Source organism: Variovorax beijingensis (genome assembly GCF_003951285.1).
Classification (GTDB): Bacteria; Pseudomonadota; Gammaproteobacteria; order Burkholderiales; family Burkholderiaceae_C; genus Variovorax; species Variovorax beijingensis.
Genome location: NZ_RXFQ01000005.1, coordinates 87,856 through 114,203 on the forward strand (window position 1 = coordinate 87,856; position 26,348 = coordinate 114,203).

A 26,348-nucleotide genomic window follows, 5' to 3' on the forward strand; every position below is an offset into this window, starting at 1 on the left:
CTTCACCCCGCTTTGCGGAAAGTCAGGTTGATGCGCCGGCTGCCCAGCAGCGCGTGCGGCCGGTCTTCCAGCGGCAGCACGCCGTGGTAGCGCAGCCGGTCGGGCCCGCCCCACACCACCACGTCGCCGTGCACCAGCGGAATGCGCGCGGCCTTGCCGCTGCGGGCGAGTCCGCCGAAGAGGAAAGTGGCCGGCATGCCGAGCGACACCGAGACGATGGGCGCGCCGTAGTCGCGCTCGTCCTTGTCCTGGTGCAGCGACAGCCGCGTGCCGGGCTCGTAGCGGTTCACCAGGCAGGCGTCGGGCTGGAAGCCCGCAAACCCGGCCTCGGCGGCCGACGCCTGGGCCAGGCGCGCAAAGGCCGCCGGCATGGCGGGCCAGGGCAGGCCCGTTTCGGGATCGTGTTCGCCATAGCGGTAGCCGCGCCGGTCCGAGATCCAGCCGAGCCGGCCGCAGTTGGTCATGGCGACCGACATCGTGAAGCCGCCGGGGGTCACCAGGTGGCGGAAGGCGGCGCGCTGCTCGACCTCGCGCAGGCCGGACAGCAGTTCGTCCACACAAGGCAGCGCGAATCCGCGCAGCACGAATGCGCTGGGCCCGATCGCCTCCTTGCCGTGCGGCAGTGCGGCGTCTTCGAGGGCATCTGCGAAAAGGTCGAAGGTCACGGCCGCACGATTTTCTCGCGCGGCGGGCTGCCTGCCGCCGCCGCTGCCACCAATTGCCCCAGGGTCTGCATCGCCTTTTCGCTCTGCGCATCCCAGGCATGTCCGTAGTTCAGGCGCAGGCAGTGCGCGAAGCCGCGCGTGGCCGAAAAAATTGGCCCCGGCGCCACGCTGATGCCGCGCTCCAGCGCCTGCGCGTGGATGGCGAGCGCATCGACCTGGGCCGGCAGCTCGACCCACATGAAGTAGCCGCCCAGCGGCCGCGTGGCACGCGTGCCCGCAGGAAAGTAGTGGCCCACTGCCTGCGCGAAGCTCGCCTGCTGCACGGCCAGGACCTGGCGCAGCTTGCGCAGGTGCTTGTCGAGGCCGCCTTTTTCCAGGTAGCTTGCGAGCGCGAGCTGCGCGGGCACCGAGGTGCTGAGCGTGGTCGTCAGCTTCAGCCGCGCCACGTTGCGTGCAAAGCGCCCGGCCGATGCCCATCCGATGCGGTAGCCCGGTGCCAGGCATTTCGAGAACGACGAGCAATGCAGCACCAGCCCCTGCGTGTCGAAGGCCTTGGCCGGCGGCGGGCGGCGGTCGCCGAAGTAGAGCTCGGCGTACACGTCGTCCTCGATCAGCGGCAGCGCATGCCGCGCGAGCAGTTCGACCAGCGCTTTCTTCTTCGTGTCGGGCATCAGGCTGCCGAGCGGGTTCTGGAAGGTGGTCATCAGCCAGCAGGCCTTGGGCCGGTGGGCCGCAATGGCGAGCTCCAGCGCCCCCAGGTCGATGCCTTCGCCGGGATGCGTCGGCACCTCGATCGCGCGCAGGCCCATGCGCTCGAGCGCCTGCAGGGCCGCATAGAAGGTGGGCGATTCGACGATCACCGAATCGCCGGGGCGCGTGACCGCCGCGAGGCACAGGTTGAGCGCCTCGAGCGCACCGTTGGTGACGACGATCTCGTCGGCCGCCACCTGCATGCCGTCGCCCAGGTAGCGCAGCGCAATCTGCCGGCGCAGGGCCGCGCTGCCGGGCGTGAGGTCGTCCACGGTGCTCCACGGGTCGAGCGACTTGGCGCTCGCGGCCATGAACTGGCCCAGCCGTGCCAGCGGAAACAGGAGCGGGCTCGGAAAGGCCGAGCCGAAGGGAACCACCTTGCGCGACATGCTGGCTTCGAGGATGTCGAACACGTGGTCGCTCACGTCGAGCGACCTGGGCCCCTCGGCCGGGCGCGACGTGAGATTGGCCTCGGGCGGCGCATCGCGCAGCCCGCCGCCGGTGACGTAGTAGCCCGAGCGGTCCCGCGCGCGCACCAGGCCGCGCGCCTCCAGCAGGTAGTACGCCTGGAACACGGTGGAGGCGCTCACGCCGCGGCTCTCGCCGGTGTGCCGCACCGAGGGCAGCCGGTCGCCGGTCTTGAGCGTGCCGTGGCGGATCGACGCCTCGATGTCGGCGGCAAGGGCTTCGTAGCGCTTCATGGCGGGGCGGTCTTCATTCGGTGGTGGGACTTTATCTGCTCCGGTGATTTGGTTCGGATCTGCATCTGTTTTTTTGGCTGCGCTTGCGGCACAGTCGGTGCATGTCCAATCTCATGCGCGCGGTACGCGCGGTTCTCTGGAGTTTCATCGGGCTGGGTGGCCGCCGCGCGGATGCCGACCGGCGCACCGCGCAGGTGGGGCTGCTGCCACTCGTCGGCGTCGCGCTGGCCACGGTGCTGCTGCTCATCGGGGGGCTGCTGGCGCTGGCGCATTTCGCGGCCGGCACATGAAGAAGAACAAGACCGCCCGCCGGTTCGCCGCCATTGCATTGCTGCTGCTCGGCCACGGCATCGTCGCCATGGCGGCCACACCGCCAGCCTCTTCCACCAGCGGCATCGAGCAGCGCGTGGCCGCCTGCATCGCCTGCCACGGGCGCGAAGGCGCGACCACCAATGCCGGCTACTTTCCGCGCCTCTCGGGCAAGCCCGCGGGCTACCTGTTCAACCAGCTGCGGAGCTTTCGCGACGGCCGGCGCTTCAACGCCGACATGAGCTACATGGTGCAGCACCTCTCCGATGCCTACCTGATGGAAATGGCCGAATACTTCGCGGGCCTGGACCTGCCCTACCCGCCCGTCTCGCCCGCGAGCGACGCGCCCCCCGCGCAGCTGGCGCGCGGCCGCCAGCTGGCGCTCGAAGGCGATGCAGCGCGGCAAATTCCGGCCTGCGTGCAATGCCACGGCGCCGCGCTCACCGGCGTGCAGCCGGCCATTCCGGGGCTGCTGGGCCTGCCCCGCCTCTACGTGTCTTCGCAGCTCGGCGCCTGGCTCACCAGCGAGCGGCATGCGCTCGCACCCGACTGCATGGCCGACATCGGCCGACGCATGACCACGGCCGACATCAACGCCGTGGCCAGCTGGCTCGCGGTGCAGCCGATGCCGGCCGACCCGAAGCCCGCTGCCTCGCTGCCCGCCGCACTGCCGATGCGCTGCGGCGGCATGCCGAAGTGAGGCGCCGATGAAGATGCGACACCTCGGCTGGACGCTGCTGGTTCTGGTGCTGCTGCTGGGCGCCGCGGCCGGCGGCATCGTGGCGCTGAACCTGCGCGGCGAAGACCCCCTGCCCGAGCAAGCCGAAGCCTTCGATGCCACGCCGCAGCTGGTCGAGCGCGGGCGCTACCTCGCGCTGGCCGGCAACTGCGCCGGCTGCCACACCACGCGCGGCGGCCAGCCTTATGCCGGCGGGCTGCCGATCGAGACGCCCTTCGGCACCGTGTATTCGAGCAATCTCACGCCCGACGCGCAGAACGGCATCGGCGCCTGGAGCAGCGCGCATTTCTGGCGCGCGATGCACAACGGCCGCAGCAAGGATGGCCGGCTGCTGTACCCTGCGTTCCCGTATCCGAACTTCACGCAGGTGACGCGCGAGGACTCGGACGCGATCTACGCCTACCTGCGCAGCGTGCCGCCCGCGCCGGCGCCCAACCTGGCGCACCGGCTGCGCTTTCCCTACGACACGCAGGCCGCGCTGGCGGTCTGGCGGGCGCTCTCCTTCCAGCCCGAGGCTTTCGTGGCCAATGCGGCCAAGCCGGCCGAATGGAACCGCGGCGCCTACCTGGTCGGCGGGCTGGGCCATTGCATCGCCTGCCACGGCAGCCGCGATTCGCTCGGCGCAACGCAGGCGAAGCTGGGCCTTTCGGGCGGGCTGATCGCGGTGGAGAACTGGTATGCGCCGTCGCTTGCCGATCCGCACCAGGCCGGCGTGGCCGACTGGCCGACGGCCGATGTGGTGGCGCTGCTCAAGAACGGCGTTGCGCCGCGCGGCTCGGTCATGGGACCGATGGCCGACGTGGTCTTTCGCAGCACGCAGTACCTGAGCGAGGCCGACCTGGCCGCGATGGCCAGCTACCTGAAGGACCTGCCTGGCGTGCCGGCGCAAGCCGCGCCCTCCGTGCGCACGGCAGCCGCACCGGCGCGCCGCGATGCCGGCACCATGGCCCGCGGCGCCAGGATCTACGACCAGCAATGCGCCTATTGCCACGGCGACCAGGGCCAGGGCGCGCCCGGCGCCTTTCCGCCGCTGGCAGGCAACCGCGCCGTGAACATGGCGCAGACGACGAACCTGATCCAGGTGATCGCGCACGGCGGCTACCTGCCCTCCACCGCGGGCAATCCGCGGCCCTACGGCATGCCGCCGTTCGGGCAGGTGCTCGATGCGGGCGACGTGGCCGCGGTGCTCACCTTCATTCGCGGGTCGTGGGGCAACGACAGCGCGCCGGTGACGCAGCTCGACACGATGCGGCGCTGAAGAGCCGGCAGGCAGGCCCCGCTCAGGCTCAGGCCGCCACGGCCTCGCGCGGCGCGCCCGCTTTCGCCGTCACCGGCATGTGCTGCGCCCAGTCGATGATCTCCAGCGTGCCGTCGGCATGCTCGGCCAGCGCCGTGAGGCTCTCGACCCAATCGCCGTCGTTGCAGTAGAGGATGCCGTCGATGTCGCGCATCTCGGCATGGTGGATGTGGCCGCAGACCACGCCCTGCACGCCGCGCTTGCGGGCCTCGCGCGCCACGGCGTTCTCGAAGTCGCCCACGTAGCTCACGGCGCGCTTGACCTTGCCCTTGAGGTACTTGGAAAGCGACCAGTACGGCAGCCCCATGCGCGCGCGCAGCGAGTTGAGGTGGCGGTTGAGCTTGAGCGTGAATTCGTAGAGCGAATCGCCCACGTGCGCGAGCCACTTGGCGCACTGGATCACGCCGTCGAACAGGTCGCCGTGGATGATCCAGAGCTTGCGGCCGTCGGCGGTCTCGTGGATCCATTCCTCGGCCACGTCGATGCCGCCGAAGTTGTGGTTCAGGTACTTGCGCGCGAATTCGTCATGGTTGCCCGGGATGAAGATCACGCGGGTGCCCTTGCGCGCCTTGCGCAGCAGCTTCTGGATCACGTCGTTGTGCGCCTGCGGCCAGTACCAGTTCCGCTTGAGCTGCCAGCCGTCGATGATGTCGCCGACCAGGAACAGGGTTTCGCACTCGGTGTGCTTGAGAAAGTCGAGCAGCGCGCGGGCCTGGCAGCCGGGCGTGCCCAGGTGCAGGTCGGAGATCCAGAGGGTGCGGCAGCGCAGCGGCGGGCGCGCAAGCTCCTCGTCCTCCGGCTCGGGGGCCCGGGTCGCGGTGTCGCGCCATGCGCGCAGGAAAGCATCGTCGCGTTGCATGGACGGGTAGGCTCCCACCAACGCGTGACCGGGCGATGGCACTCGCATGACATTCCAATGACGCAAAGGGCCGCGGAGCAGGCCATGCCAGTGCACCCGCGGATCGGGCTTTGCCCGGCCGCTGGGTGCGCCCCCCAGTGGGGGGAGGCGCCGAAGGCGCTTCGGGGGGCGTCCTTAACAGCGCTGGATTTCGACGGTGGAGTGGCGGATTTCCTCGTGCATGGAGAAGCAGGCGCGCACCTCGTCGGCCGTGAGCGCGGGCGAGTGCGTCACCACCGTGAGCGCGCAGGCATAGGCCTCGCGGCCCACGCGCCACACGTGCAGATCGGCCACGCGGGTTTCCGAATCGGCCAGCATCGTTTCCACGCCTTCGCGGATCTCGGCCGTCACGGGGTGGTCCATCTCGCGGTCGAGCAGCACCTTGCCGGTTTCCTTGAGCAGGCCCTTGGCCCACACGGCCACCAGCACCGCGCCGACGATGCCCATTGCCGGGTCGAGCCAGGACCAGCCGAAGAACCAGCCGCCGAGCAGCGCGCCGATGGCCAGCACCGAGGTGGCGGCATCGGCCACCACGTGCAGGTAGGCGGAGCGCAGGTTCAGGTCGTGGCCGTGCGCGTGGCCATGATCGTCGTGGTGATGGTGCGCATGCCCATGGTCGTGCCCATGCCCGTGAGGGTGCGCCGACCCCAGCAGCCGCGCGCAGACCAGGTTGACCGCCAGACCGAGCACGGCCACCGCCACGGCTTCGCGGTAGTGGATGACCGAGGGCGAGAGGAGCCGCTCGATCGAGCCCACCACCATCAGCGCCGCAACGCCGAGCAGCATCAGCGCGCTCGCAAAGCCGCCCAGCACCTCGATCTTCCAGGTGCCGAAGGCAAAGCGCGGATCGCGCGCATAGCGCCGCGCCGCCGCATAGGCGAAGGCGCTCAGGCCGATGGCCAGCGCATGCGAGCTCATGTGCCAGCCGTCGGCCAGGAGCGCCATGGAGTTGAACCACCAGCCGGCGCCGATCTCGACCACCATCGCGGCGGCGGTGATCCACATCACGAGGCGGGTGCTGCGCTCGGCCGATTCGTTGCCTGCGCCGAAATGATGGTCGTGCTGCCAGGCACTCAGGTCATGGGTATGCATGGGTTGTCAGATTCCGAAGAGGTCCTGTCCGTCGGAGCGGCTCGAAGGCGGCGTCACGCCCAGGTGGCGGTAGGCCGCCAGCGTGGCGATGCGCCCGCGCGGGGTGCGCTGCAGGTAGCCCTGCTGGATGAGGTAGGGCTCGATCACGTCCTCGATGGTGTCCCGTTCTTCGCCGATGCTGGCCGCCACGTTGTCCAGCCCCACGGGGCCGCCGTCGAAGCGATGGATGACGGCTTCGAGCAGCTTGCGGTCCATCAGGTCGAAGCCCTGCGGATCGACGTCGAGCATGGCAAGCGCCTTGTGCGCGATGTCCTCGGTGATGCGGCCGTTGCCCTTCACCTCGGCGTAGTCGCGCACGCGCCGCAGCAGGCGGTTGGCGATGCGGGGCGTGCCGCGCGAACGGCGCGCAATCTCGAAGCCGCCGGCCGCGTCGGTGTCGACCTTGAGCAGGCCGGCGCTGCGCCGCACGATGAGCGCCAGTTCCTCGGGCGTGTAGAACTCCAGCCGCGCCACGATGCCGAAGCGGTCGCGCAGCGGGTTGGTGAGCATGCCGGCGCGGGTGGTGGCGCCCACCAGCGTGAAGGGCTGCAGGTCGAGCTTGATGCTGCGCGCCGCGGGGCCTTCGCCGATCATGATGTCGATCTGGTAGTCCTCCAGCGCTGGGTAGAGGATTTCCTCGACCACCGGGCTCAGGCGATGGATCTCGTCGATGAAGAGCACATCGTTGGGTTCCAGGTTGGTCAGCAGCGCCGCCAGGTCCTTGGGCTTCTCGAGCACCGGTCCGGAGGTCTGGCGCAGGTTCACGCCCAGCTCGGCCGCGATGATGTGCGACAGCGTGGTCTTGCCCAGGCCCGGCGGGCCGAACAGCAGCACGTGGTCGAGCGCTTCCTTGCGCTTGCGCGCCGCGCCGATGAAGATCTCGAGCTGCTCGCGCACCTTGGCCTGGCCGACGTATTCGTCCAGCAGCTTGGGGCGCAGCGCCCGCTCGATGGCCTCTTCCTGGGGCGAAGCGGGGGCGGCGGACACCACGCGGGGCGGGGCAGGGGCGAAATCGTCGGTCTGGATGGTCATGGAATGAGAGGCTGCAAGGGCAAGTTTAGTGCCTGCCACACTGGCAGAATGCTTCGGCCATATAACAAACGAGGGGAAGCCAAGGGTGTCGATCTACGAACTGAAACCCCGGTTCCAGGGACTGCTGCGGCCGCTCGTCGGCCGCCTGCATGCCTTGGGCGTCACCGCGAACCAGGTCACGCTGGCCGCGTGCGCGGTTTCGGTCGCGCTCGGGCTCTGGCTTTTCTTTGCGGCGCCGTCGCTGGCCGCCTTCGGGCTGATCCCGGCGTGGATGTTCGTGCGCATGGCGTTCAACGCCATCGACGGCATGCTGGCGCGCGAGCACGGCCAGCAAAGCCGGCTCGGCGCCTTCCTCAACGAACTGACCGACGTGGTGTCCGACGCCGCGCTGTACCTGCCGTTTGCGCTGGTGCAGCCGTTCAGCCCGTTCTGGGTCGGCACGGTGATCGTGCTGGCGGGGCTGAGCGAATTCGCGGGCGCGCTGGGCCCCACGGTGGGCGCCTCGCGCCGCTACGACGGGCCGCTGGGCAAGAGCGACCGCGCCTTCGTGTTCGGCGCGCTCGGCCTCTATGTGGCGCTGGGCTGGCCGCTGCCGGGCTGGACCGGCTGGCTGATGCCCCTGGCCGCGGCGCTCGTGGCCTGGACGGTGGCCAACCGCGTCCGCCGCGCGCTGGCCGAGGCGGCACAGGTCCGCACATAGCGAACAAACATAAATAGCGACAGGGATCCGATGACCGATACAAGCCCCCATCCACAACGCATTCCGCAGGAGCGCCAGTTCCGCACGCACGACGGCGAATCGCTCTTCTACCGGCACTGGCCGGCCGCCGGCAGCGCGCGCCGCGGCGCGATCGTGCTGTTCCACCGCGGCCACGAGCACGGCGCGCGCATGGCGCACCTGGTCGACGAGCTCGGCCTGCCCGACTTCGACTTCTTCGCCTGGGACGCGCGCGGCCACGGCCGCTCCCCCGGCCAGCGCGGCTACAGCCCGAGCTTTGCCACGTCGGTGCGCGACGTGCAGACCTTCGTCCAGCACATCGGCAGCGCGCACGGCGTGGCGGAGCACGACATCCACGTGATTGCGCAGAGCGTGGGCGCCGTGCTGGTCTCCACCTGGGCGCACGACTACGCGCCCAAGGTGCGCGGGCTCACGCTGGCCTCGCCGGCCTTCAAGGTGAAGCTCTACGTGCCGTTTGCGCGCGCCGGTCTGGGGCTGATGCACAAGCTGCGCGGCCTGTTCTTCGTCAACAGCTATGTGAAGGCGAAGTTCCTCACGCACGACCCCGAGCGCATCGCAAGCTACGAGAGCGATCCGCTGATCTCGCGGCCCATCGCGGTGAACATCCTGCTCGGCCTCTACGAAGCGGCCGACCGCGTGGTGGCCGATGCCAATGCCATCACGCTGCCGGTGCAGCTGCTGATCTCGGGATCGGACTGGGTGGTGCACCACAAGCCGCAGCACCAGTTCTTCGAGCGGCTGGGCAGCGCCGTCAAGACCAAGCTCGAACTGCCGGGCTTCTTCCACGACACGCTGGGCGAGAAGGACCGCGCGCCGGCCGTGCAGGCCATCCGCGAATTCATCCTGCAGCTGTTCGACCAGCCGCCCGCGCCGGTTGACCTGCGCGCCGCGCACCTGAATGGCAACACCGCCGACGAATCGCGCGCGCTGGCCGAGCCGCTCGCACCGCTCTCGCTGCGCGGCGCCTACTGGGGGATGACGCGCGCCGGCCTGCGCCTGGGCGGTGTGCTCTCGCGCGGCGTGAAGCTCGGGCACGACACCGGCTTCGATTCGGGCAGCACGCTCGACTACGTCTACCGCAACGAGCCGAAGGGCAAGGGCGCGCTGGGCCGCTCCGTCGACAGGACCTACCTGAACTCGATCGGCTGGCGCGGCATCCGGCAGCGCAAGATCCACGTCGAGGAGCTGATCCGCATCGCCATGGAGCGCCTGGCCGAGATGCACCGCGAGGTGCGCGTGATGGACATCGCGGCCGGCCATGGCCGCTACGTGCTCGACGCGGTGCTTGCGAGCCCCGTCAAGGCCAGCTCGATCCTGCTGCGCGACTACAGCGACATCAACGTGCGCGACGGCCGCGCGCTCATTGCCGAGAAGGGCCTGGAAGACGTGGCGCAGTTCGTGCAGGCCGACGCCTTCGACCGCATCAGCCTGGCCACCGTGACGCCGCGCCCCACGCTGGCGGTGGTATCGGGCCTCTACGAGCTGTTTCCCGACAACGAGATGGTGCGGCGTTCGCTCGCGGGCGTGGGCGACGCGGTGGAAGACCGCGGTTACCTGGTCTATACCGGCCAGCCCTGGCATCCGCAGCTCGAGATGATTGCGCGCGCGCTCACCAGCCACCGCCAGGGCGAAGCCTGGGTGATGCGCCGCCGCACGCAGGCCGAGATGGACCAGCTGGTGGAGGAAGCGGGCTTCCGCAAGATCGACCAGCGCATCGACGAGTGGGGCATCTTCACCGTCTCGCTCGCGGTGAGGGTCGCGTGAGCTGCGGGCTTCGCGCCAAATGAAGCACTGGCCCGCACAACGGCCCTGGAAGCGCGCCGCCGCCTGGCTCGTGTTCCTGGGGCCGCTGTTCTACGCGACCTACGGCCTGGCCAACTGGTGGGCCACCACGCGCGCGCAGGTGCCCTCGATGGCCTTCGAGTGGGAGCGGCAGTTGCCGTTCTGGGCCTGGACGATCTTTCCGTACTGGACGATCAACGTCTTCTATGCGCTCTCGCTCTTTTTGGCGCGCAGCAGGCACACGCTCGACCGGCATGCGCTGCGGCTCGTGAGCGCCACGCTCATCGCCTGCACCTGCTTCGTCATCTGGCCGCTGCATTTCAGCTTCGGGCAGCCGGCGGTCGAGGGCGCGCCGGCCTTCCTGTTCAACGCGCTGCGCGGCTTCGACCAGCCCTACAACCAGGCGCCTTCGCTGCACATCGCGCTGGCGGTGATCCTGTGGGACTGGTACCGGCAGTTCCTGCGCGCCGCGTGGGCAAGGCTGGTGCTGCACGTGTGGGCGTTCGCCATCTGCGCCTCGGTGCTCACGACCTGGCAGCACCACTTCATCGACATTCCGACCGGCGCGCTGCTCGGGCTGTTCTGCGTGTGGCTGTGGCCGCTGGAGCGCACGGTTTCGATGCCGCGCGCCTGGCGCTGCACGCGCGATGCGCAGCGCTGGAAGCTCGCGGGCTTCTACGCCATGGGCGCGGCGCTGCTTCTCGCGGCGGCCATGCAGCTGGGCGGCGTTGCGCTGTGGCTCGCCTGGCCTTCGGCCTCGCTGGCGCTGGTGGCGCTCAACTACATCGGCTTCGGCGCCCGCGGCTTCCAGATGAACGGCCGAGGCCGCATGGGATGGGCGGCGCGCTGGCTGCTCGCGCCCTATCGCCTCGGCGCGGCCGTCAACGCATGGCTCTGGACGCGCAGGCTGCCGGCTTTCGTCGAAGTGGTGCCGGGCCTGCTGCTCGGGCGGCGGCCCACGCGCGCCGAATGGATGGCCGCCGGCCGGCCCCGGCTGGTGAGCCTGTGCGCCGAACTGCAGATGCCGGCCGGCGTGCCGCATGCGCGCTGCGTGCCGATCCTCGACCTGACCGTGCCGCCGACCGTGCGGCTGCAGCGCGCGGCCGCGGTCATCGAAGGACAGCGCCGCAATGCGGAAGGCGCGCCCGTGTGGGTGTGCTGCGCACTGGGCTTTTCGCGCAGTGCCGCGGCCGTGATTGCCTGGCTGGGCCGCTACGGCGCTGTGGGCGGACTGGCGCAGGCCGAGGATGCCGTGCGGCTTGCACGTCCGCAGGTCGTGCTGCGGCATGCGTGGCGGATGTCGCTCGAGCCCTTGGGCACCCCCGCTTCGGGAGCACCGCCCCATGACTGACAGCGAACGCGCCACCTGCGCCTCGCTGGCCGCACTGCTGCGCGCCGCGGCGGTGCTCGCGATCTGGGGCTTTGCGTTCACATGCATTGCAGCGCTGGTGCTCGCACTCACGCTGCGCTCGCTGTCGAGCACGGCCGCCATGGGGTTTGGCGCGGTGCTGGTGCTGGGCGCGCTCGAGCGCTATTTCGCGTTCAGGCTGCGCTTGGACCAGGCGCTGTTCGCCGACCTGGCGCGCGGCGCCATCGCTTCGCTGGACGCGCTCGACACCGCGCTCGACCGGCTCGGCCTGCGCAGCGCCGAGGCGTCGAAGGCTGTCCGGCCGCTCGACGACCGCGTGCAGGGCACGCGCCAGCTCATGCAGCGGCATGCCATCGTGGTCGCCTGCCAGAGCGCGATGTTTCTCCTTGCCTTGATGACACAGGATCTCTCTTGACCGAAGAAGACGACAACAAAGACCGCCGCCCCGAAAGCACGGTGCTGCGCCGCGCGCTGGCCGTGGTCGCGGGCAAGCTCATCATCGGCGCCGCCGGCCTCCTGACCGGCGTGCGCGCCATCTGGAGCGGCACCACGCCCAGGGCCGAGCAGACGCTCTACTTCGCCAACCACACGAGCCACGGCGACTTCGTGCTGCTGTGGGCCACGCTGCCGCCCGACCTGCGCGCGCTCACGCGGCCGGTGGCCGGGCAGGACTACTGGATGGCTTCCAAGGTGCGCCAGTTCATCGGCGCCGACGTGTTCAACGCGCTCATGATCCGGCGCGACGGCTCGGGCCAGGGCGAGAACCCGGTCGAGCAGATGAAGGAGGCGCTGGACGGCGGCGACTCGCTCATCATGTTCCCCGAAGGCACGCGCAACACCGGCGACGAGATCCTGCTGCCGCTCAAGAGCGGCCTCTATCACCTGGCGCGCGCCTGCCCCAATGTGCGGCTGGTGCCGGTGTGGATCGAGAACCTCAAGCGCGTGCTGCCCAAGGGCACGCTGGTGCCGATTCCGCTGGCCTGCACGGTGCGCTACGGCACGCCGATGCGGCTCGAAGAAGGCGAAGACAAGAATGCCTTCATCGCCCGCGCGCGCGCCGCCATGCTCGACCTGCGCCCCGAGTACGACCGCCTGCCCGAACAAGAAAAAGCAGCAGCAGCCACGCCATGAACATCTCCCCTTCCACCCAGACCACGCTGCAGTTGTTCGGCGGCGTGGCCGGCGTGCTGATCCTCGCCTCGGCCATCGGCGCGTTGCTCAAGTGGCGCGTGGCGCAAGGGCAGCCGAACTCGGTGATCGACAACCTGATCGCGCGCGTCAATGCATGGTGGGTGATGGTTGCGGTGATCGGCCTGGCCTTCGCGTTCGGCAAGGGCGGCGTGATCGTGCTGTTCTACCTGATCTCGTTCTACGCGCTGCGCGAGTTCATCAGCCTGGCCTACACGCGGCGCGGCGACCATCATGCGATTGCGGCGGCCTTCTACATCGGGCTGCCGGTGCAGTACTTCCTGGTGTGGATCGACTGGTACGGGCTCTATTCGATCTTCATCCCGGTCTACGCCTTTCTCGTGCTGCCGATCCTCGCGGCCGTGGGCGGCGACACGCAGCGCTTCCTGGAGCGCACCTCGAAGATCCAGTGGGGCCTGATGGTCTGCGTGTTCTGCATCAGCCACGTGCCCGCGCTGCTCACGCTGCAGATCCCCGGTTTCGAAGGCCGCAACCTGCTGCTGATCGCCTTCCTCGTGATCGTGGTGCAGGGCAGCGACGTGCTGCAGTACGTATGGGGCAAGCTCTTCGGCCGGCGCAAGGTGGCGCCCGAGCTCTCGCCTTCGAAAACCTGGGAGGGCCTGGTCGGCGGCGTGGCCAGTGCCACGGCGCTGGGCGCGGCACTCTACTGGGCGACGCCATTCAACCCGTGGCAGGCCGCGCTGATGGCGCTCACCATCTGCCTCATGGGCTTCTTCGGCGGGCTTGTGATGTCGGCGATCAAGCGCGACCGCGGCGTGAAGGACTGGGGCTCGATGATCGAGGGCCACGGCGGCATGCTCGACCGGCTCGACTCGGTGATCTTCGCGGCGCCGATCTTCTTCCACGCGTTGCGTTACTGGTGGGTGCCGTGAGCACAGCCCGCTCAAGCGCGAAGAAACCCGCGGCCGCCGGGCGTGTCGCGCACGACACGCCGGTCGACTGCCCCACCGTCGCCGGCTGGGCGCGCTGGCTCAAGCGCCATCACCCCACCGCGTCGGGCGTGTGGCTGCGGATGGCGAAGAAGGACAGCGGCTTTCCCACCGTGAGCTACGCCGAGGTGCTCGAAGTCGCCCTGTGCTACGGCTGGATCGACGGCCAGCGCAAGAGCGAGGACGCGCAGTATTTCCTGCAGCGCTTCACGCCGCGCACGGCGCGCAGCATCTGGTCGAGGATCAACCGCGACAAGGCCCTGAAGCTGATCGACGAGGGCCGCATGCAGCCCGCTGGCCTGGCCGAAGTGGCACGCGCCCGCGCCGACGGCCGCTGGGACGCGGCCTACGATGCCCAGAGCATCGCCACCGTGCCGCCCGATCTGCAGGCCGCGCTCGATGCGAACCGCGAGGCCGCGACCTTCTTCGCCAAGCTCGATTCGCGCAACCGCTATTCGGTGCTGTTCCGCACGCAGGGGGCGAAGAAGCCCGAGACACGGGCGAAGCGCATTGCGCAGTTCGTGGAAATGCTTGCGAAGGGCGAGAAGATCCATCCCTGAGCGGGTCGGCGCAGTTCATTGCGGCCCGGTGCCGGCCGCGACGCGCGCGAGCTTGTCCGGATCCACGATGCGGATGCACTTGTAGCTCATGTCGATCACCCCTTCTGCGACCAACCGCCCCAGCTCCTTGTTGATCGTCTGGCGCGACAGCCCGAGCATTGCCGCAAGGTCGTTCTGCGACAGGCGCACGGGCAGGCTCGCGGCGGCCTCCACCTGCTTGCCATAGAAGTGGATCACGCTCATCAGCGTGGCGGCCACGCGCCCGCGCACCGAGTTCAGCATCTGGTTCTGCAGCAGCACGACGCTCAGCCGCTGGCGCTGCAGTGCCAGCTTTGCTACGTCGCGCCACAGCACGGGTTCGGTGTCGAGCACCGCGATCACGGCATCGCAGGGCAGGTGGACGATCACCGAGTCTTCGTGCGCGTGGTAGTCGTAGGGCAGAGGCACGTCCGCGAGCAGGCGCACCAGCGGCGCCACCTGCCCGGGACCCAGCAGCGCATTGACGTACTTGCGCCCTTGCGAACTCATGCTGCTGATTTCCAGGCAGCCTGACACCACCGCCAGCAGCTCGCGCTTGTGGCGGTCGCGCGCCAGCACCTGCGTGCGGCGGCGGTAGCGCACCAGCCTCGCCGACTTCATGAGCTCGGCGCGGCGCGCGTCGGGCCAGCGCGAGAACAGCTCGTTCCAGCGCAGCGCGCGATCGAGCAGCTCGGCGCTCTGTTCGGCGTCTAGGGCGTCTTTGGCGATGGAAACGGACGATCGGGCCAGCGGGTTCTCCCTGCCTTGATGTTCACGAATCTGTCAAAGCGTTGACAGATTCAGGGGGCCTTCATTTCTATCGTAAGCCCCGGACATCGACAAGCACACATGCGGCACCGCCCTGCATCCGCAGGCGGCACGCCACACCCGGAGACAACACCACATGAAGAAGACAACCACCGCCGGCCTCGCGCTGACGGCCTGCGCCCTTGCGCTCGCGCAAAGCACCGTGACCGTCTACGGCACGGTCGACCTGTACGTGGCGCACGCCAAGTCGGGCGCCGCGTCTTCGACGCGGCTAGAGGACGGCGGCCAGACGGCCTCGCGCATCGGCTTTCGCGGCACCGAAGACCTGGGCGGCGGCCTGGGCGCGCACTTCACGCTCGAGAGCGGCTTCGCGCCCGACACCGGCAACGGAACGCTGCCCGGCCCCGCGATGTCGTTCAGCCGGCAGTCGTTCGTCGGGTTCTCGGCGCCGTGGGGGCAGATCGACGCGGGCCGCATGTACACACCGATGTTCTACGCGCTGTTCAAGGCCGACCCCTACGGCCTGAACTCGGTGTTCTCGCCCATCAACCTGGTGGCCGCGACCGACGCGCAGCCCGGCCTCACGCCCTTCGCGGCGCGCGCCAGCAACATGCTGCGCTACCGCACGCCGGCCAGCATGGAATTCTTCGCCGACATCGCCTATGCGCCGGGCGAATCGAGCGCGCCGAGCCACCAGAGCGGCAACGTCTATGGCGGCAACTTCGGCTGGTCGCGCAAGCCCTACTACATCGCCTATGCCTTCCAGCGCGCACGCTCGGGCTCGGCCGCGGCGCCCGTGGCCTCGCCGGCCACCACGACCCAGCAGGCCCTGACCGGCGCCTACGAGCTGCCGTCGATCGGCCTGCAGCTGTACGCCAGCCACGTGCGCAACGCATCGAGCCTGCCCGGCGTGCCGACCGCGAAGCTCACCAACCTGGGCCTCACCTACAACGTGACGCCAGCCTCGAACCTGATCTTCGGCGCCACGCAGCGCAAGGTGGCCGAGAGCGACCGTTCGCAGCTGGCCTGGACGCTGGGCTACGACTACCACCTGAGCAAGCGCACCGTGGTCTACGCGCGCTGGCTGCGCCTGCTGAACCGGCACGGCGCCTCGGCCTCGCTCGCGACCATCGCCGTCACACCCAACAGCGGCAAGGACGTGCGCGTGCTCGCCACCGGCATCCGCCACAACTTCTGACACCTGCCATGCCCACGGACTTCTTCTCCTCGCAAGCCGAATCCCTGTCGGCCCTGTTCGCGCCGCGCGCCATCGCGGTGGTCGGCGCCTCGTCCAACGCGCAGAAGATCGGCGGCATCCCGGTCGACTACCAGCGCCGCTTCGGCTTCGAAGGAGCGCTCTACCCCGTCAACCCGAACGCCGAGCGCATCCAGGAGCTGCCGGCTTTTCCCAGCCTGCGCGCCATCGGCCAGCCGGTGGACCTGGCCATCCTCGCGGTGCCGTCGGCGCTGGTCGACGGCGCGCTCGACGATGCCATCGCGGCGGGCGTGAAGGGCGTGGTGCTGTTTTCCTCGGGCTTCGCGGAAGTGGGCGCCGAAGGCGCCGCAGCGCAGGTGCGGCTCGGCGACAAGGCGCGTGCCGCGGGCGTGCGGCTGGTCGGCCCCAACTGCCTGGGCTTCATGAACGTCGCACGCCATGTGTATGCGACCTTCTCCCCGGCGCCCGGCGTGGGCCGCGTGATGCCGGGGCACATCGGGTTGGTGAGCCAGTCGGGCGCGTTCGGCGCCTATGCGTACGCGATGGCGCGGGCGCGCGGCGTCGGCCTGTCGCTGTGGGCCACCACCGGCAACGAGGCCGACGTGCAGGTCGCCGACTGCCTGGCCTGGCTCGCGCAGGACCCCGGCACCGACGTGATCATGGCCTACATGGAGGGCTGCCGCGACGGCCCCCGGCTGCGCGCGGCGCTGGCCCTCGCGCAGGCCAACGGCAAGCCGGTGGTGATGGTCAAGGTCGGGCGCACCGCGCTCGGCGCCGAGGCCGCCGCCTCGCACACCGCCGCGCTGGCAGGCGACGACGCGGTGTACGACGCGGTGTTCCGCCAGTACGGCGTGCTGCGCGCGCGCAACCTCACGGAGTTCTTCGACCTGGCCCACAGCGCGGCCGTGGCGGGCCGCCCGCGCGACCGCTCGATCGGCCTGTTCACGCTCTCGGGCGGTGTCGGCGCGCTGATGGCCGACGAGGCTTCGGCACAGGGCCTGGACGTGCGGCCGTTGAGCGAGGCCGCGCAGGACACGCTGCGCAGTTGGGTGCCCTTCGCAGCGCCGCGCAACCCGGTCGACATCACCGGGCAGGTCACCAACGACGTGACGCTGATCGAGCGCACGGCGCGCGTGATGCTGGACGACCGCGGCTTCGCATCGTGGATGGGCTTCCTCGCGGCAGCGGGCGCGTCGGACGCGTTCTGGCCCGTGCTGCGCTCGCTCGTGACTTCGCTGCGCGAGGCCTACCCCGACACGCTGCTGGCGGTGAGCACGCTGCTGTCGCCGGAGCACCGTGCCGAGCTCGAGGCGATGCGCTGCCTGGTGTTCGCCGATCCGTCGGACGGCATCCGCACGATCGCCGCGCTGGCGGGGCCGAAGCCTGCAGCGGCGGTGGCTGCAGCCCCCGCATCGATGGCCCCGTCGTTGACCCTCGCGCCCGGCACGATGTCCGAGCCCGACGCGCTCGTACTGCTCGCCGACGCCGGCGTGCCCGTGGTCGCGCACCGCGTGGTGCGCAGCGCCGACGAGGCCGCAGCCGCAGCCGAGGCGCTCGGCGATGCGGTGGTGGTGAAGATCGTCAGCGCCGACATTCCGCACAAGTCGGACGTCGGCGGCGTGGCGCTCGGGCTGCGCGGTGCGGCGCAGGCGCGCGCGGCCTTCGAACGCACACGCGACCACGCACTCACGGCCCGGCCCGGCGCGCGGCTCGACGGCGCGCTGGTGGCGCGCATGCTGACAGGCGGCGTCGAGTGCATCGCGGGCGTGCACCGCGACCCGGTGTTCGGACCGGTGCTGATGTTCGGCCTGGGCGGCATCCACGTCGAGACGCTGCGCGACGTGTCGCTGCGCGCATTGCCGATCACGCGCGACGACGCGCTGGCGATGGTGCGCGAACTGCGCGCCTTCGCGATCCTGAACGGCGCACGCGGCAGGCCGCCGGTCGACCTCGATTCGATCGCCGATGCGCTGTGCGCGCTCGCCGACTTTGCGCAGCGCGCGGGCGACTCGCTCGACAGCGCCGAGATCAACCCGCTGATCGCACGCCCGCAGGCCGAGGGCGGCTGCGTGGCGGTCGACGCGCTCGTCGTCGGCCGCGCGCCCTGACGAACCACAACAACCACCGGAGACATCGCATGACGACGACATCGAAGAACGACCTTTCGCGCGCACTCGGCATGGGCGCGGCGCTGGCCCTCGCGGCAGGCGCGGCAGCGGCAGCCACGGAGGCGCCCTTCCCCTCCAAGCCCGTGCGCATCATCGTGCAGTACCAAGCGGGCGGCTCGACCGACATCCTCGCGCGGCTCCTGGCGGAAGGACTGTCGAAGCGGCTGGGCCAGCCGGTGGTGGTCGAGAACCGCAGCGGCGCGGGCGGGATCATCGGCACCGACTACGTCGCCAAGAGCCCGCCCGACGGCTACACGCTGCTGCTCACGGTGCCGGGGCCCGTCACCGCGAACCTGGTGCTCTACAGCAAGCTGCCCTACGACCCGCGCACCGACCTGCGCATGGTGTCGGACATCGCCACCACGCGCACCGTGCTGGCGGTGCACCCTTCGGTTCAGGCCACCGACTTCAAGAGCCTGATCGCCACCGTGAAGGCCACGCCCGGCAAGTATTCGATGGGCTCGTGGGGCCCCGGCACGCAGCCGCAGCAGGTGCAGGTCTACATGGACAAGGCCTACGGCCTGCAGACGATGCACGTGCCCTACAAGGGCGAGAGCCCGATGGCGATCGACCTGATCGGCGGTGTGATCCAGATGACCGTGGGCTCCATCACCACGCTGCAGCCGTACATCAAGGCCGGCAAGCTGCGCCCGCTGGCCGTGGCCGGCACCCGGCGCGCCCGTGCGCTGCCCGACGTGCCGACCTTCGCCGAGCAGGGCTACCCCGACGAGGTCTACGCCATGACCGGCCCGACCTCCCTGATGGCGCCGGCCAAGACGCCCGACGCCGTCATCGAGCGCCTGGGCCGCGAGGTCAGCGCGGTGGTGCGCCAGCCCGAGGTGAGCCGGCGCATCGAGGAACTCGGCGCCGAGCCCGTGGGCAACCTGCCACCCGAAGCCACCGCGGCCTACGAGGCCTTCCTGCCCGTGACGCTGAAGCTCACGCAGGCCACGGGCGTGAAGCTCGATTGAACCGTCTCCCCACATCTCCCTTTCGAACCCCAGCTCCGAGGTCTTTCCCATGAACGCTCCCGTCTCCGTTCCCGACATCGCCGTCGCCCGCAAGGCGCTCGCCCGCTCCATCGGCCTGGCCGCCTTCGTCTACGGCTATCCGCTCACCGAGACCTACCGCACCTGCGCCATGCAGACCGCGCCTCGCGCCGAACGCCGCAGCGGCGCCTCGGCCGGCTCGGACGTGCGTGCGCCGATGAACACGCTGCACCACGCGCCGCGCCCCTCCACCGACCAGGACCGCGACGTGGTCACGCCCGCCAACGACCTGCTCTACACCATGGCCTGGCTGCACCTGGCCGACGGGCCGATGCTGCTCACGGTGCCCGCGTCATCGCGCCACCCGGGGCGCTACTTCGTGCTGCCGCTGTACGACGCCTACACCGAGAACTTCGAGAACCTGGGCCCGCGCAACTGCAACCCCGACGGCGAGACGGTGGTGCTCGTGGGCCCCGGCGGCACCGTGCCGGAATCACTCGCCGCCCACCGCGTGGTGCGCTGCCCGACCCATCTGGTCTGGCTCATCGGTCGCATCCTGGTGGGTGATGAAAGCGACTGGCCGGCCGCGCGCGCCCTGCAGTCGGAGATCCAGCTTTCGCCCGCCCCCGGCACCGTGCCGCAGGGCCGCCCGGCCGCCATCGAGCAGTGGGCCGGTCCGCACGAGGACGCCATGGCCGCCTCCTTCGAGCACGGTGAGCCCGCCGCAGAAGTGGCGCCGCGCTTCTTCACCAACGTGTGCCACGCGCTGGCCGAAGCGCCGGGCCGCATGGAAGACCGCGGCCTCGTGGCGTGGTTCGGCCAGGGCGGGCTGCTGGCGAACGCCGCGTTCTCGTGGGACGCACTCGAAGAACCGCTGCGCGAAGGCCTCATCGAAGGCTTCGCCGAGGGCGTGCAGCTGGTCGGCGCGGTGGGCCGCAACCGCCGGCCCAAGCCCTGGTCGATGACGCCGGCCACCGGCCGCTACGGCAACGAGTTCCTCGGCCGCGCGCGCACCGCCTACCTGGGCCTGGGCGCGCTGGCCACCAGCGAGGCGGTGTACGCCGCCGCGCACCACGACGCGAACCAGGAGCCGCTGGACGGCCAGCACCGCTATGCGATGCGTTTCGAAGCCGGCGACCTGCCGCCCGCGGACGCCTTCTGGTCGGTCACGCTGTACGACACCGACCGGTTCCTCTACCCCAACGAGATCCGCCGCCACGCGATCGGCGACCGCACGCCCGGCCTGAAGCGCGGCGCCGACGGCAGCCTCGAACTCGTGGTGAGCCACGCGCGCCCCGCCGACGCCGCCAACTGGCTGCCGGCACCGGCCGGACGCTTCTACCTGATCCTGCGCATGTACTGCCCGCGCGAGGGCGTGCAGAGCTGGCGCATCCCGGCGCTGCAGGCCCAAGAGAACTGAGCCCATGCCATCGCGCACCGACACCCTTCAAGCCCTGGCCGAAGAGGCCGTGGTCTACACCTACCCACTCTACGAGATGTGCCGCATGCGCGCGGCCACCTCGCCGCAGCGCACCGACGCCGCCGGCGAGGCGCCGCGGCCGCAGCGCTGGTGCAACGTGTTCACGCACGCGCGCCAGCTGCTGCGCGCGGGCAAGAGCCGCGTCGTCACCCCGAACAACGACACGCTCTACACCAACGCCTGGCTCGACCTGGGCGAGGGCCCGCTCGTGATCGACGTGCCCGACACGGCCGGGCGCTACTACGTGCTGGGCCTGCTCGACTTCTTCACCAACCCCTTTGCCCACCTCGGGCAGCGCCTCACGGGCACGGCGGCACGCTCCTTCGTGGTCACGCCGCCGGGATGGCGCGGCACGCTGCCCGCGGCCTTCGACACGCCAGGCGCGCGCATCGAGGCGCCCACGCGCTGGCTGTGGATCATCGGGCGCCTGCTGGTCGACGGCCCGCAGGACGTGCCCGCCGTCAACGCGCTGCAAGACGGCTTTCTCGTGCGCACGCTGGCCGACTGGCAGGCCGGCCGCGCCTCGGCGCCGCGCGCCTTCGACCCGGCCTGCGACCCGAAGGCACCGCTCACGGCCGAGCACTTTGCCGCGCAGGTGAACGCGGCGCTGCGCGACAACGCCCCGCCCGCCGGCGATGCGGCGCGGCTCGCACGCTACGCGGCGCTCGGAGTCGGGCCCGGCGCGGGCGCGCTCGACGACGGCCAGCGCGCCGCACTGCAGGCCGCGCTCGACACCGTGCTGCCGCGGCTGCGCGAGGCGCAGTCGGGCCGCACCACGGCCACGGGCTGGGTGCAGATGCCGCTGGTGGAAGGTTCCTTCGGCGACGACCACCTGGCGCGCGCGCTGGTCGCGCTCAAGTACATCGGCATGCTCGAAAGCCGCGAGGCCACCTACCCGATGGCCTGGCATGACGCCGCAGGCGAAGCGCTCGCCGGCCAGCGCCGCTACACGCTGCGCTTCGCGCCCGGCGCGCTGCCGCCGGTCGAGGCCTTCTGGTCGCTCACGATGTACGACACGCGCGACTACATGCTGGTGGACAACCCGATCGACCGCTACGCCATCGGCGACCGCACGCCGGGGCTGCAGCGCGATGCGGACGGCGGGCTCACGCTGCACATCCAGCACGCCCGGCCGGAGCGCGAGGCTGCGCAGGCCAACTGGCTGCCGGCGCCCGAAGGCCCTTTCTACCTCTGTCTGCGCGCCTATGTGCCGCGCGCCGAACTGCTCGACGGCCGCTACCTGCTGCCGTCCCTGACGCCCCTCACCTCCAAGGAAACCGCATGACCTCCACCGTTGAAAAACCGCAAGCAGGAGAAGAAAGGCCGTTCCTCATCGTCGGCACCGGCGCCGAGACCGTGGCGCCGGGCCTGCACATCCTGCGCGGGCAGGGGCAGTCCTTCGTGGCCGAGACCGACGTGGGCCTGGTCGTGGTCGACGCCGGCCCGGGCAGCTCGGTGACCGAGGGCATGATCGATTCGCTGCGCCAACTCAGCGACGCGCCGGTGCATGCGCTGTGCTTCAGCCACGGCCACATCGGCTACAACGCCGGCGTGCCAATGTGGCTGGCCCATGCCGCCGCGCGCGGCGACGCGCCGCCGCGGATCATTGCGCACCGCAACCTGCCGCGCCGCCTCGCGCGCTACCGCGAGACGCTGGCCCTGCAGCACCGCATGGCCGAGATCCAGTTCAACCGCCCCGCAGGCTTCTTCGACCATCGGCTCGTGATGCACGCGCCCACCGAGACCTTCGACGACCTGCTGCAGATCGGCCAAGGGGAGCGCCGCATCGTGCTGCGCTGGGCGCCTTCGGAAACCGACGACGCGATCGCGCTGTGGAGCCCGGCGCAGCACGTGCTGTACGGCGGCGCGGCGCTGATCGATTCGATTCCCAACATCGGCACGCCCTTTCGCACGATGCGCGACACGGTGCGGTGGGCCGACACGCTGGAGGCGCTGGCGGCGCTCAACGCACGCAAGGCCGTGCGCGAATTCGGCGCCACGCTCGAGGGCGAGGAGCAGGTGCGGCACGTGCTCACGCACACGGCCCGCGCGCTGCGCTGGCTGCGCGCCGAGGTGGTGCGGCTCATGAACGAAGGGCTCAACGAGCGCGACATCCTGGCGCGCATCCGCTTTCCCGACGAACTGTTCGCAGTCGACTGGATGAAGCCCACCTACGGCGACCCCGGCTACATCGTGCGCGACATCTACCGCTCGGAGAACGGCTGGTGGGACCGCAACCCGACCTCGCTGCACCCGGCCGCGCCCGAGGCCATCGGCCGCGCGGTGGCCGACGCCATCACCGACAAGCGCGGCGTGGTCGACCAGGCGCGCCATCTGGCCGCGAGCAAGCATTGGCAGCTCGCGCTGCACGTGATCGACCTGCTCGCCACTGCCGAGGGCGATGCCCCCGAGATCGCCGAGGCGCGCTCGCTCAAGGCCGAATGGCTGCGCGAGCGTGCGCGCGAAGTGCCCAGTTACGTCTCGCGCAACCTGTACCGGGTCGGCGCGGACATGATCGAACAAGGCACGCAGACGCGCTTCGGCATCCGCTGAAGCCTTTCCATCGGAGACACGGACCATGACAACCACAACATCCTTGCGCCTCGGCCTGCGCACGCTCGCCGCCTGCTGCCTGGCCGCACTGGCCGCCGCCAGCCATGCGCAGGCCGACAGCTACCCCGACAAGCCAGTGACGCTGGTGGTGCCTACCGCGCCGGCCGGCGGCACCGATACCATCGCGCGCCTGATCGCCGACGCGCTCGGCAAGACGCTGAAGCAGCCCTTCATCGTCGACAACCGCCCCGGCGCCAACGGCATCCTCGGCACCGACCTCGCAGCGCGGGCAACGCCCGACGGCTACCGGCTGCTGTTCACCTATGCCGCGGCCATGGTGGTGAACCCCAGCCTGTACAGGAAGCTGCCCTACGACCCGGTGAGGGACTTTGCGCCGGTGGCGCAGATCGGGCGCGGCGGCAACCTGCTGCTGGTGCGCAAGGACCTGCCGGTCGGCACGCTCAAGGAGTTCGTCGCCTATGCCAAGGCGCGGCCCGACAAGCTGAGCTACTGCTCCTGGGGCAACGGCTCCGGCGGTCACCTGGCCATGGAAAGCCTGAAGAAGCAGGCCGGTCTGGTGATGACGCATGTGCCCTACAAGGGCAGCGGGCCGTGCGTGCAGGACCTGCTCGGCGGCCAGGTCGACGCCGCCTTTGCCGACATGTCGTCCACGGTCGAGATCGTGCGCGCCGGCCGCCTCAAGGCGCTGGCCAACAGCGGCCCCTCGCGCATCCCGATGCTGCCCGACGTGCCCACGATGACCGAGGCCGGCTACCCCTTCACGACCTATGCGTGGTATGGATTGCTCGCTCCCGCGAAAACGCCGCCGGCCGTCGTGAGAAGGCTCAACGAGGCAGTGAACCAGGCGCTGAAGGATCCCGTCGTGGTGCAGCGCCTGCGCGAACTCAACTTCACCGACCTGCCGCAGAACACGCCCGAGCAGTTCGCGGCGACGATCCAGAAGGACATGCGCGACTGGGGCGCGCTGGTGAAGGACATCGGGCTGACGCCCGAGTGACCGGCGCCGCGCACGCGCCCGGTTATTTCGCCAATGCCTTCAGCGCCAGCTTGATCCCCTCGCTCACCGTCGCGTCCTTGGGCAGCGCCTTGAGCGCCAGCGCGGCTTCCTTGTCGCTGTAGCCCAGCGCGACCAGCGCCTGCAGGATGTCGGCCTGCGCGTCGGTGGCCGCATGGGCGGGCAGGCCGATGTCGGCGCCCAGCTTGCCCTTGAGCTCGAGCAGCAGCCGCTCGGCGGTCTTCTTTCCGATGCCGGGAATCTTCACGAGCCGGCCGAGTTCCTGCGTGGTGATCGCCTGCGACAGCTCGCCCACGCTCATGCCCGACAGCAGGCCGAGCGCGGTGCGCGGGCCCACGCCCGTGATCTTGATGAGCTGGCGGAAAGCCGCACGCTCCTCGGCGGTGCCGAAACCGTAGAGAATCTGCGCGTCCTCGCGCACCACGAAGTGCGTGAGCAGCGAAACGCGCTCTCCGGTGCCGGGCAGGTTGTAGAACGTGCTCATCGGCACATCGACCTCGTAGCCGACGCCGTTGCAGTCCACCACCACCTGCGGTGGGTTGCGCTCGGCCAGGATGCCGGTGAGTTTGCCTATCATGGGTGCCCTTTTTCCTTGAAATGTCCGGCGTGATTCTGCGACACACCTTTGCTCCTCCCAACAACTCGCGCCTCGGCCACCTGTGCGGCCCGCTGGACGCGCACCTGCGCCGCATCGAGGAGGCCCTGGGCGTGAAGATCGCGCACCGCCACGAGCAGTTCAAGGTCGACGGCCCCAAGGCCTCCGCACAGCGAGCGATGGACGTGCTGCAGGCGCTGTACGAGATCGCGCAGCGCCCGATCGATGCGGCGGTGGTGCAGCTCACGCTCGCGGGCGACGGCTCGATGAGCGACGAGGACTCGGCCATGCTCGTCACCCGCCGCGCCGACCTGCGCGCACGCACGCCCACGCAGGCGCTGTACCTCGACAACATCGCCAGGCACGACATCACCTTCGGCATCGGCCCGGCCGGCACCGGCAAGACGTACCTCGCGGTGGCCTGCGCGGTCGACGCGCTGGAGCGCGCCGCGGTGCAGCGCATCGTGCTCACGCGCCCGGCGGTGGAGGCCGGCGAGCGCCTCGGCTTTCTCCCGGGCGACCTGACGCAGAAGGTCGACCCGTACCTGCGTCCGCTCTACGACGCGCTCTACGACCTGATGGGCTACGAGAAGGTGCAGAAGGCCTTCGAGCGCAACGCGCTCGAAATTGCGCCGCTGGCCTTCATGCGCGGGCGCACGCTGAACAATGCGTTCGTCATCCTGGACGAGGCGCAGAACACCACGGTCGAGCAGATGAAGATGTTCCTCACGCGCATCGGCTTCGGTGCCAAGGCGGTGGTGACGGGCGATGTGAGCCAGATCGACCTGCCCAAGCAGCAGCTGAGCGGGCTGATCGATGCCGAGCGCGTGCTCAGGCGCGTGAACGGCATTTCGATCACGCACTTCACCAGCGCCGACGTGGTGCGGCATCCGCTGGTGGCCAAGATCGTCGATGCCTACGACGGGCAACGCAAACGCAGCGGCGCGCATTGAGATGGCGCTGCCCGCACTTTCCCTTTCGCTGCAGTTCGCGCGCTTCAAGGGCGTCGAACGGCACCGCGCCGCGCTGCCGCGCCACAGCGTCACGCGCTGGATCCGCCATGCGCTCGAGATCGACGCGGAGATCACGGTGCGCATCGTCGATGCCGAAGAAGGCCAGCGCCTGAACCGCGAGTTCCGCGGCAAGGACTACGCGACCAACGTGCTGACCTTCGACTATGCCCAGAGCCCGATGGTGATGGCCGACCTGGTGCTGTGCGCGCCGGTGGTCGCCAGCGAGGCGAAGGAGCACCGCAAGACTCTGGCCGCCCACTACGCGCACCTGCTCGTTCACGGCACGCTGCACGCGCAGGGCTGGGATCACGAGACCGGCGAAGCCGACGCCGAGGCCATGGAGGCGCGCGAGATCGAGATATTGGCGGGCCTCGGCATCCGCAATCCGTACGGGCGGTGAGG

Annotated in this window: 26 protein-coding genes; 19 read left to right on the plus strand and 7 right to left on the minus strand. The window is 70.1% G+C overall.

All coding sequences use genetic code 11. The annotated features are described in order from the left end of the window. Positions 1-2 precede the first annotated feature (2 nt). The gene (gene alkB, locus EJO66_RS09810) at positions 3-665 is read right to left on the minus strand and encodes a DNA oxidative demethylase AlkB (protein WP_124958712.1); all 663 of its coding nucleotides are present in this window, start codon (positions 663-665) and stop codon (positions 3-5) included. Beyond that, positions 662-2,116, minus strand: a complete 1,455-nt coding sequence (locus EJO66_RS09815; protein ID WP_124958713.1) for an aminotransferase-like domain-containing protein — start codon at positions 2,114-2,116, stop codon at positions 662-664. Before EJO66_RS09815 ends, alkB begins: the two co-directional genes overlap by 4 nt. A gap of 101 nt (positions 2,117-2,217) precedes the next feature. Between EJO66_RS09815 and EJO66_RS09820 the strand changes: the two genes are divergently transcribed. Genes EJO66_RS09820 through EJO66_RS09830 form a run of 3 tightly spaced genes read left to right on the plus strand, consistent with a single transcriptional unit; the run spans position 2,218 to position 4,422 of the window. Next, positions 2,218-2,406 (plus strand): DUF2970 domain-containing protein, encoded by a 189-nt coding sequence (locus tag EJO66_RS09820; RefSeq protein WP_124958714.1) that lies wholly within the window; start codon positions 2,218-2,220, stop codon positions 2,404-2,406. After that, on the plus strand, positions 2,403-3,125 hold the full coding sequence (locus tag EJO66_RS09825; RefSeq protein ID WP_124958715.1) for a c-type cytochrome: 723 nt from the start codon (positions 2,403-2,405) through the stop codon (positions 3,123-3,125). Before EJO66_RS09820 ends, EJO66_RS09825 begins: the two co-directional genes overlap by 4 nt. A gap of 7 nt (positions 3,126-3,132) precedes the next feature. Next, positions 3,133-4,422, plus strand: coding sequence for a c-type cytochrome (locus tag EJO66_RS09830; protein ID WP_124958716.1), 1,290 nt, complete (start codon positions 3,133-3,135; stop codon positions 4,420-4,422). 28 nt (positions 4,423-4,450) lie between these two features. Here EJO66_RS09830 and EJO66_RS09835 read toward each other — a convergent pair whose 3' ends face one another. From EJO66_RS09835 to ruvB, 3 genes are all read right to left on the minus strand, one after another. After that, positions 4,451-5,320 (minus strand): UDP-2,3-diacylglucosamine diphosphatase, encoded by an 870-nt coding sequence (locus EJO66_RS09835; protein WP_124958717.1) that lies wholly within the window; start codon positions 5,318-5,320, stop codon positions 4,451-4,453. 174 nt (positions 5,321-5,494) lie between these two features. Next, complete coding sequence (gene dmeF / locus EJO66_RS09840) at positions 5,495-6,451, minus strand: CDF family Co(II)/Ni(II) efflux transporter DmeF (protein ID WP_124958718.1); 957 nt, start codon at positions 6,449-6,451, stop codon at positions 5,495-5,497. A 6-nt stretch (positions 6,452-6,457) separates the two neighbouring features. Further along, a complete protein-coding gene (gene ruvB / locus EJO66_RS09845; protein ID WP_124958719.1) occupies positions 6,458-7,522 on the minus strand; it encodes a Holliday junction branch migration DNA helicase RuvB in 1,065 nt (354 codons plus the stop codon). Between the two features lie 85 nt (positions 7,523-7,607). Here ruvB and EJO66_RS09850 point away from each other — a divergent pair, with 85 nt between their 5' ends. From EJO66_RS09850 to EJO66_RS09880, 7 genes are read left to right on the plus strand one after another with little or no spacing between them, the layout of a single operon-like run. After that, entirely contained in the window at positions 7,608-8,222 is a 615-nt protein-coding gene (locus tag EJO66_RS09850; protein WP_125965182.1) for a CDP-alcohol phosphatidyltransferase family protein, read from the plus strand. Positions 8,223-8,252: 30 nt separating this feature from the next. After that, a complete protein-coding gene (locus EJO66_RS09855) occupies positions 8,253-10,025 on the plus strand; it encodes a bifunctional alpha/beta hydrolase/class I SAM-dependent methyltransferase (RefSeq protein WP_125965183.1) in 1,773 nt (590 codons plus the stop codon). A 19-nt stretch (positions 10,026-10,044) separates the two neighbouring features. Continuing rightward, complete coding sequence (locus EJO66_RS09860; protein WP_125965184.1) at positions 10,045-11,394, plus strand: phosphatase PAP2/dual specificity phosphatase family protein; 1,350 nt, start codon at positions 10,045-10,047, stop codon at positions 11,392-11,394. Next, positions 11,387-11,827 (plus strand): hypothetical protein, encoded by a 441-nt coding sequence (locus tag EJO66_RS09865; protein WP_124958723.1) that lies wholly within the window; start codon positions 11,387-11,389, stop codon positions 11,825-11,827. The genes EJO66_RS09860 and EJO66_RS09865 overlap by 8 nt, the downstream gene beginning before the upstream one ends. Further along, positions 11,824-12,543 (plus strand): lysophospholipid acyltransferase family protein, encoded by a 720-nt coding sequence (locus EJO66_RS09870; RefSeq protein ID WP_223262257.1) that lies wholly within the window; start codon positions 11,824-11,826, stop codon positions 12,541-12,543. Before EJO66_RS09865 ends, EJO66_RS09870 begins: the two co-directional genes overlap by 4 nt. After that, positions 12,540-13,493, plus strand: a complete 954-nt coding sequence (locus tag EJO66_RS09875) for a phosphatidate cytidylyltransferase (RefSeq protein ID WP_125965185.1) — start codon at positions 12,540-12,542, stop codon at positions 13,491-13,493. Before EJO66_RS09870 ends, EJO66_RS09875 begins: the two co-directional genes overlap by 4 nt. Continuing rightward, positions 13,481-14,110: a YdeI/OmpD-associated family protein gene (locus tag EJO66_RS09880; protein ID WP_125965186.1), complete on the plus strand. Its 630-nt coding sequence runs from the start codon at positions 13,481-13,483 to the stop codon at positions 14,108-14,110. Before EJO66_RS09875 ends, EJO66_RS09880 begins: the two co-directional genes overlap by 13 nt. A 15-nt stretch (positions 14,111-14,125) precedes the next feature. On the opposite strand, the gene EJO66_RS09885 is transcribed toward EJO66_RS09880, so the two are convergent. Next, on the minus strand, positions 14,126-14,749 hold the full coding sequence (locus tag EJO66_RS09885) for a Crp/Fnr family transcriptional regulator (protein ID WP_240648561.1): 624 nt from the start codon (positions 14,747-14,749) through the stop codon (positions 14,126-14,128). Between the two features lie 283 nt (positions 14,750-15,032). Between EJO66_RS09885 and EJO66_RS09890 the strand changes: the two genes are divergently transcribed. The 7 genes from EJO66_RS09890 to EJO66_RS09920 all read left to right on the plus strand — a co-directional run bounded on the left by EJO66_RS09890 (position 15,033) and on the right by EJO66_RS09920 (position 24,320). Next, positions 15,033-16,094, plus strand: coding sequence for a porin (locus EJO66_RS09890; RefSeq protein ID WP_125965188.1), 1,062 nt, complete (start codon positions 15,033-15,035; stop codon positions 16,092-16,094). A gap of 8 nt (positions 16,095-16,102) precedes the next feature. After that, on the plus strand, positions 16,103-18,220 hold the full coding sequence (locus tag EJO66_RS09895) for an acetate--CoA ligase family protein (protein WP_125965189.1): 2,118 nt from the start codon (positions 16,103-16,105) through the stop codon (positions 18,218-18,220). A 71-nt stretch (positions 18,221-18,291) separates the two neighbouring features. Beyond that, positions 18,292-19,251: a Bug family tripartite tricarboxylate transporter substrate binding protein gene (locus EJO66_RS09900; protein WP_240648569.1), complete on the plus strand. Its 960-nt coding sequence runs from the start codon at positions 18,292-18,294 to the stop codon at positions 19,249-19,251. A 49-nt stretch (positions 19,252-19,300) separates the two neighbouring features. After that, positions 19,301-20,689 carry a DUF1254 domain-containing protein gene (locus EJO66_RS09905; RefSeq protein WP_125965191.1) on the plus strand — a complete coding sequence of 463 codons (1,389 nt, stop codon included), beginning with the start codon at positions 19,301-19,303 and terminating at the stop codon, positions 20,687-20,689. 4 nt (positions 20,690-20,693) lie between these two features. Beyond that, positions 20,694-22,034, plus strand: coding sequence for a DUF1254 domain-containing protein (locus EJO66_RS09910; protein WP_125965192.1), 1,341 nt, complete (start codon positions 20,694-20,696; stop codon positions 22,032-22,034). After that, a complete protein-coding gene (locus EJO66_RS09915; protein WP_125965193.1) occupies positions 22,031-23,302 on the plus strand; it encodes an alkyl sulfatase dimerization domain-containing protein in 1,272 nt (423 codons plus the stop codon). The genes EJO66_RS09910 and EJO66_RS09915 overlap by 4 nt, the downstream gene beginning before the upstream one ends. Before the next feature lie 25 nt (positions 23,303-23,327). Further along, positions 23,328-24,320, plus strand: a complete 993-nt coding sequence (locus EJO66_RS09920; RefSeq protein ID WP_240648562.1) for a Bug family tripartite tricarboxylate transporter substrate binding protein — start codon at positions 23,328-23,330, stop codon at positions 24,318-24,320. Positions 24,321-24,342: 22 nt separating this feature from the next. On the opposite strand, the gene ruvA is transcribed toward EJO66_RS09920, so the two are convergent. Next, on the minus strand, positions 24,343-24,915 hold the full coding sequence (gene ruvA / locus EJO66_RS09925; protein ID WP_124958725.1) for a Holliday junction branch migration protein RuvA: 573 nt from the start codon (positions 24,913-24,915) through the stop codon (positions 24,343-24,345). Between the two features lie 20 nt (positions 24,916-24,935). Here ruvA and EJO66_RS09930 point away from each other — a divergent pair, with 20 nt between their 5' ends. Both EJO66_RS09930 and ybeY read left to right on the plus strand, forming a co-directional pair. Then, entirely contained in the window at positions 24,936-25,886 is a 951-nt protein-coding gene (locus EJO66_RS09930; RefSeq protein WP_196232525.1) for a PhoH family protein, read from the plus strand. 1 nt (position 25,887) lies between these two features. After that, a complete protein-coding gene (ybeY, locus tag EJO66_RS09935; protein WP_047783972.1) occupies positions 25,888-26,346 on the plus strand; it encodes an rRNA maturation RNase YbeY in 459 nt (152 codons plus the stop codon). The last annotated feature ends 2 nt before the right edge of the window (positions 26,347-26,348 follow it).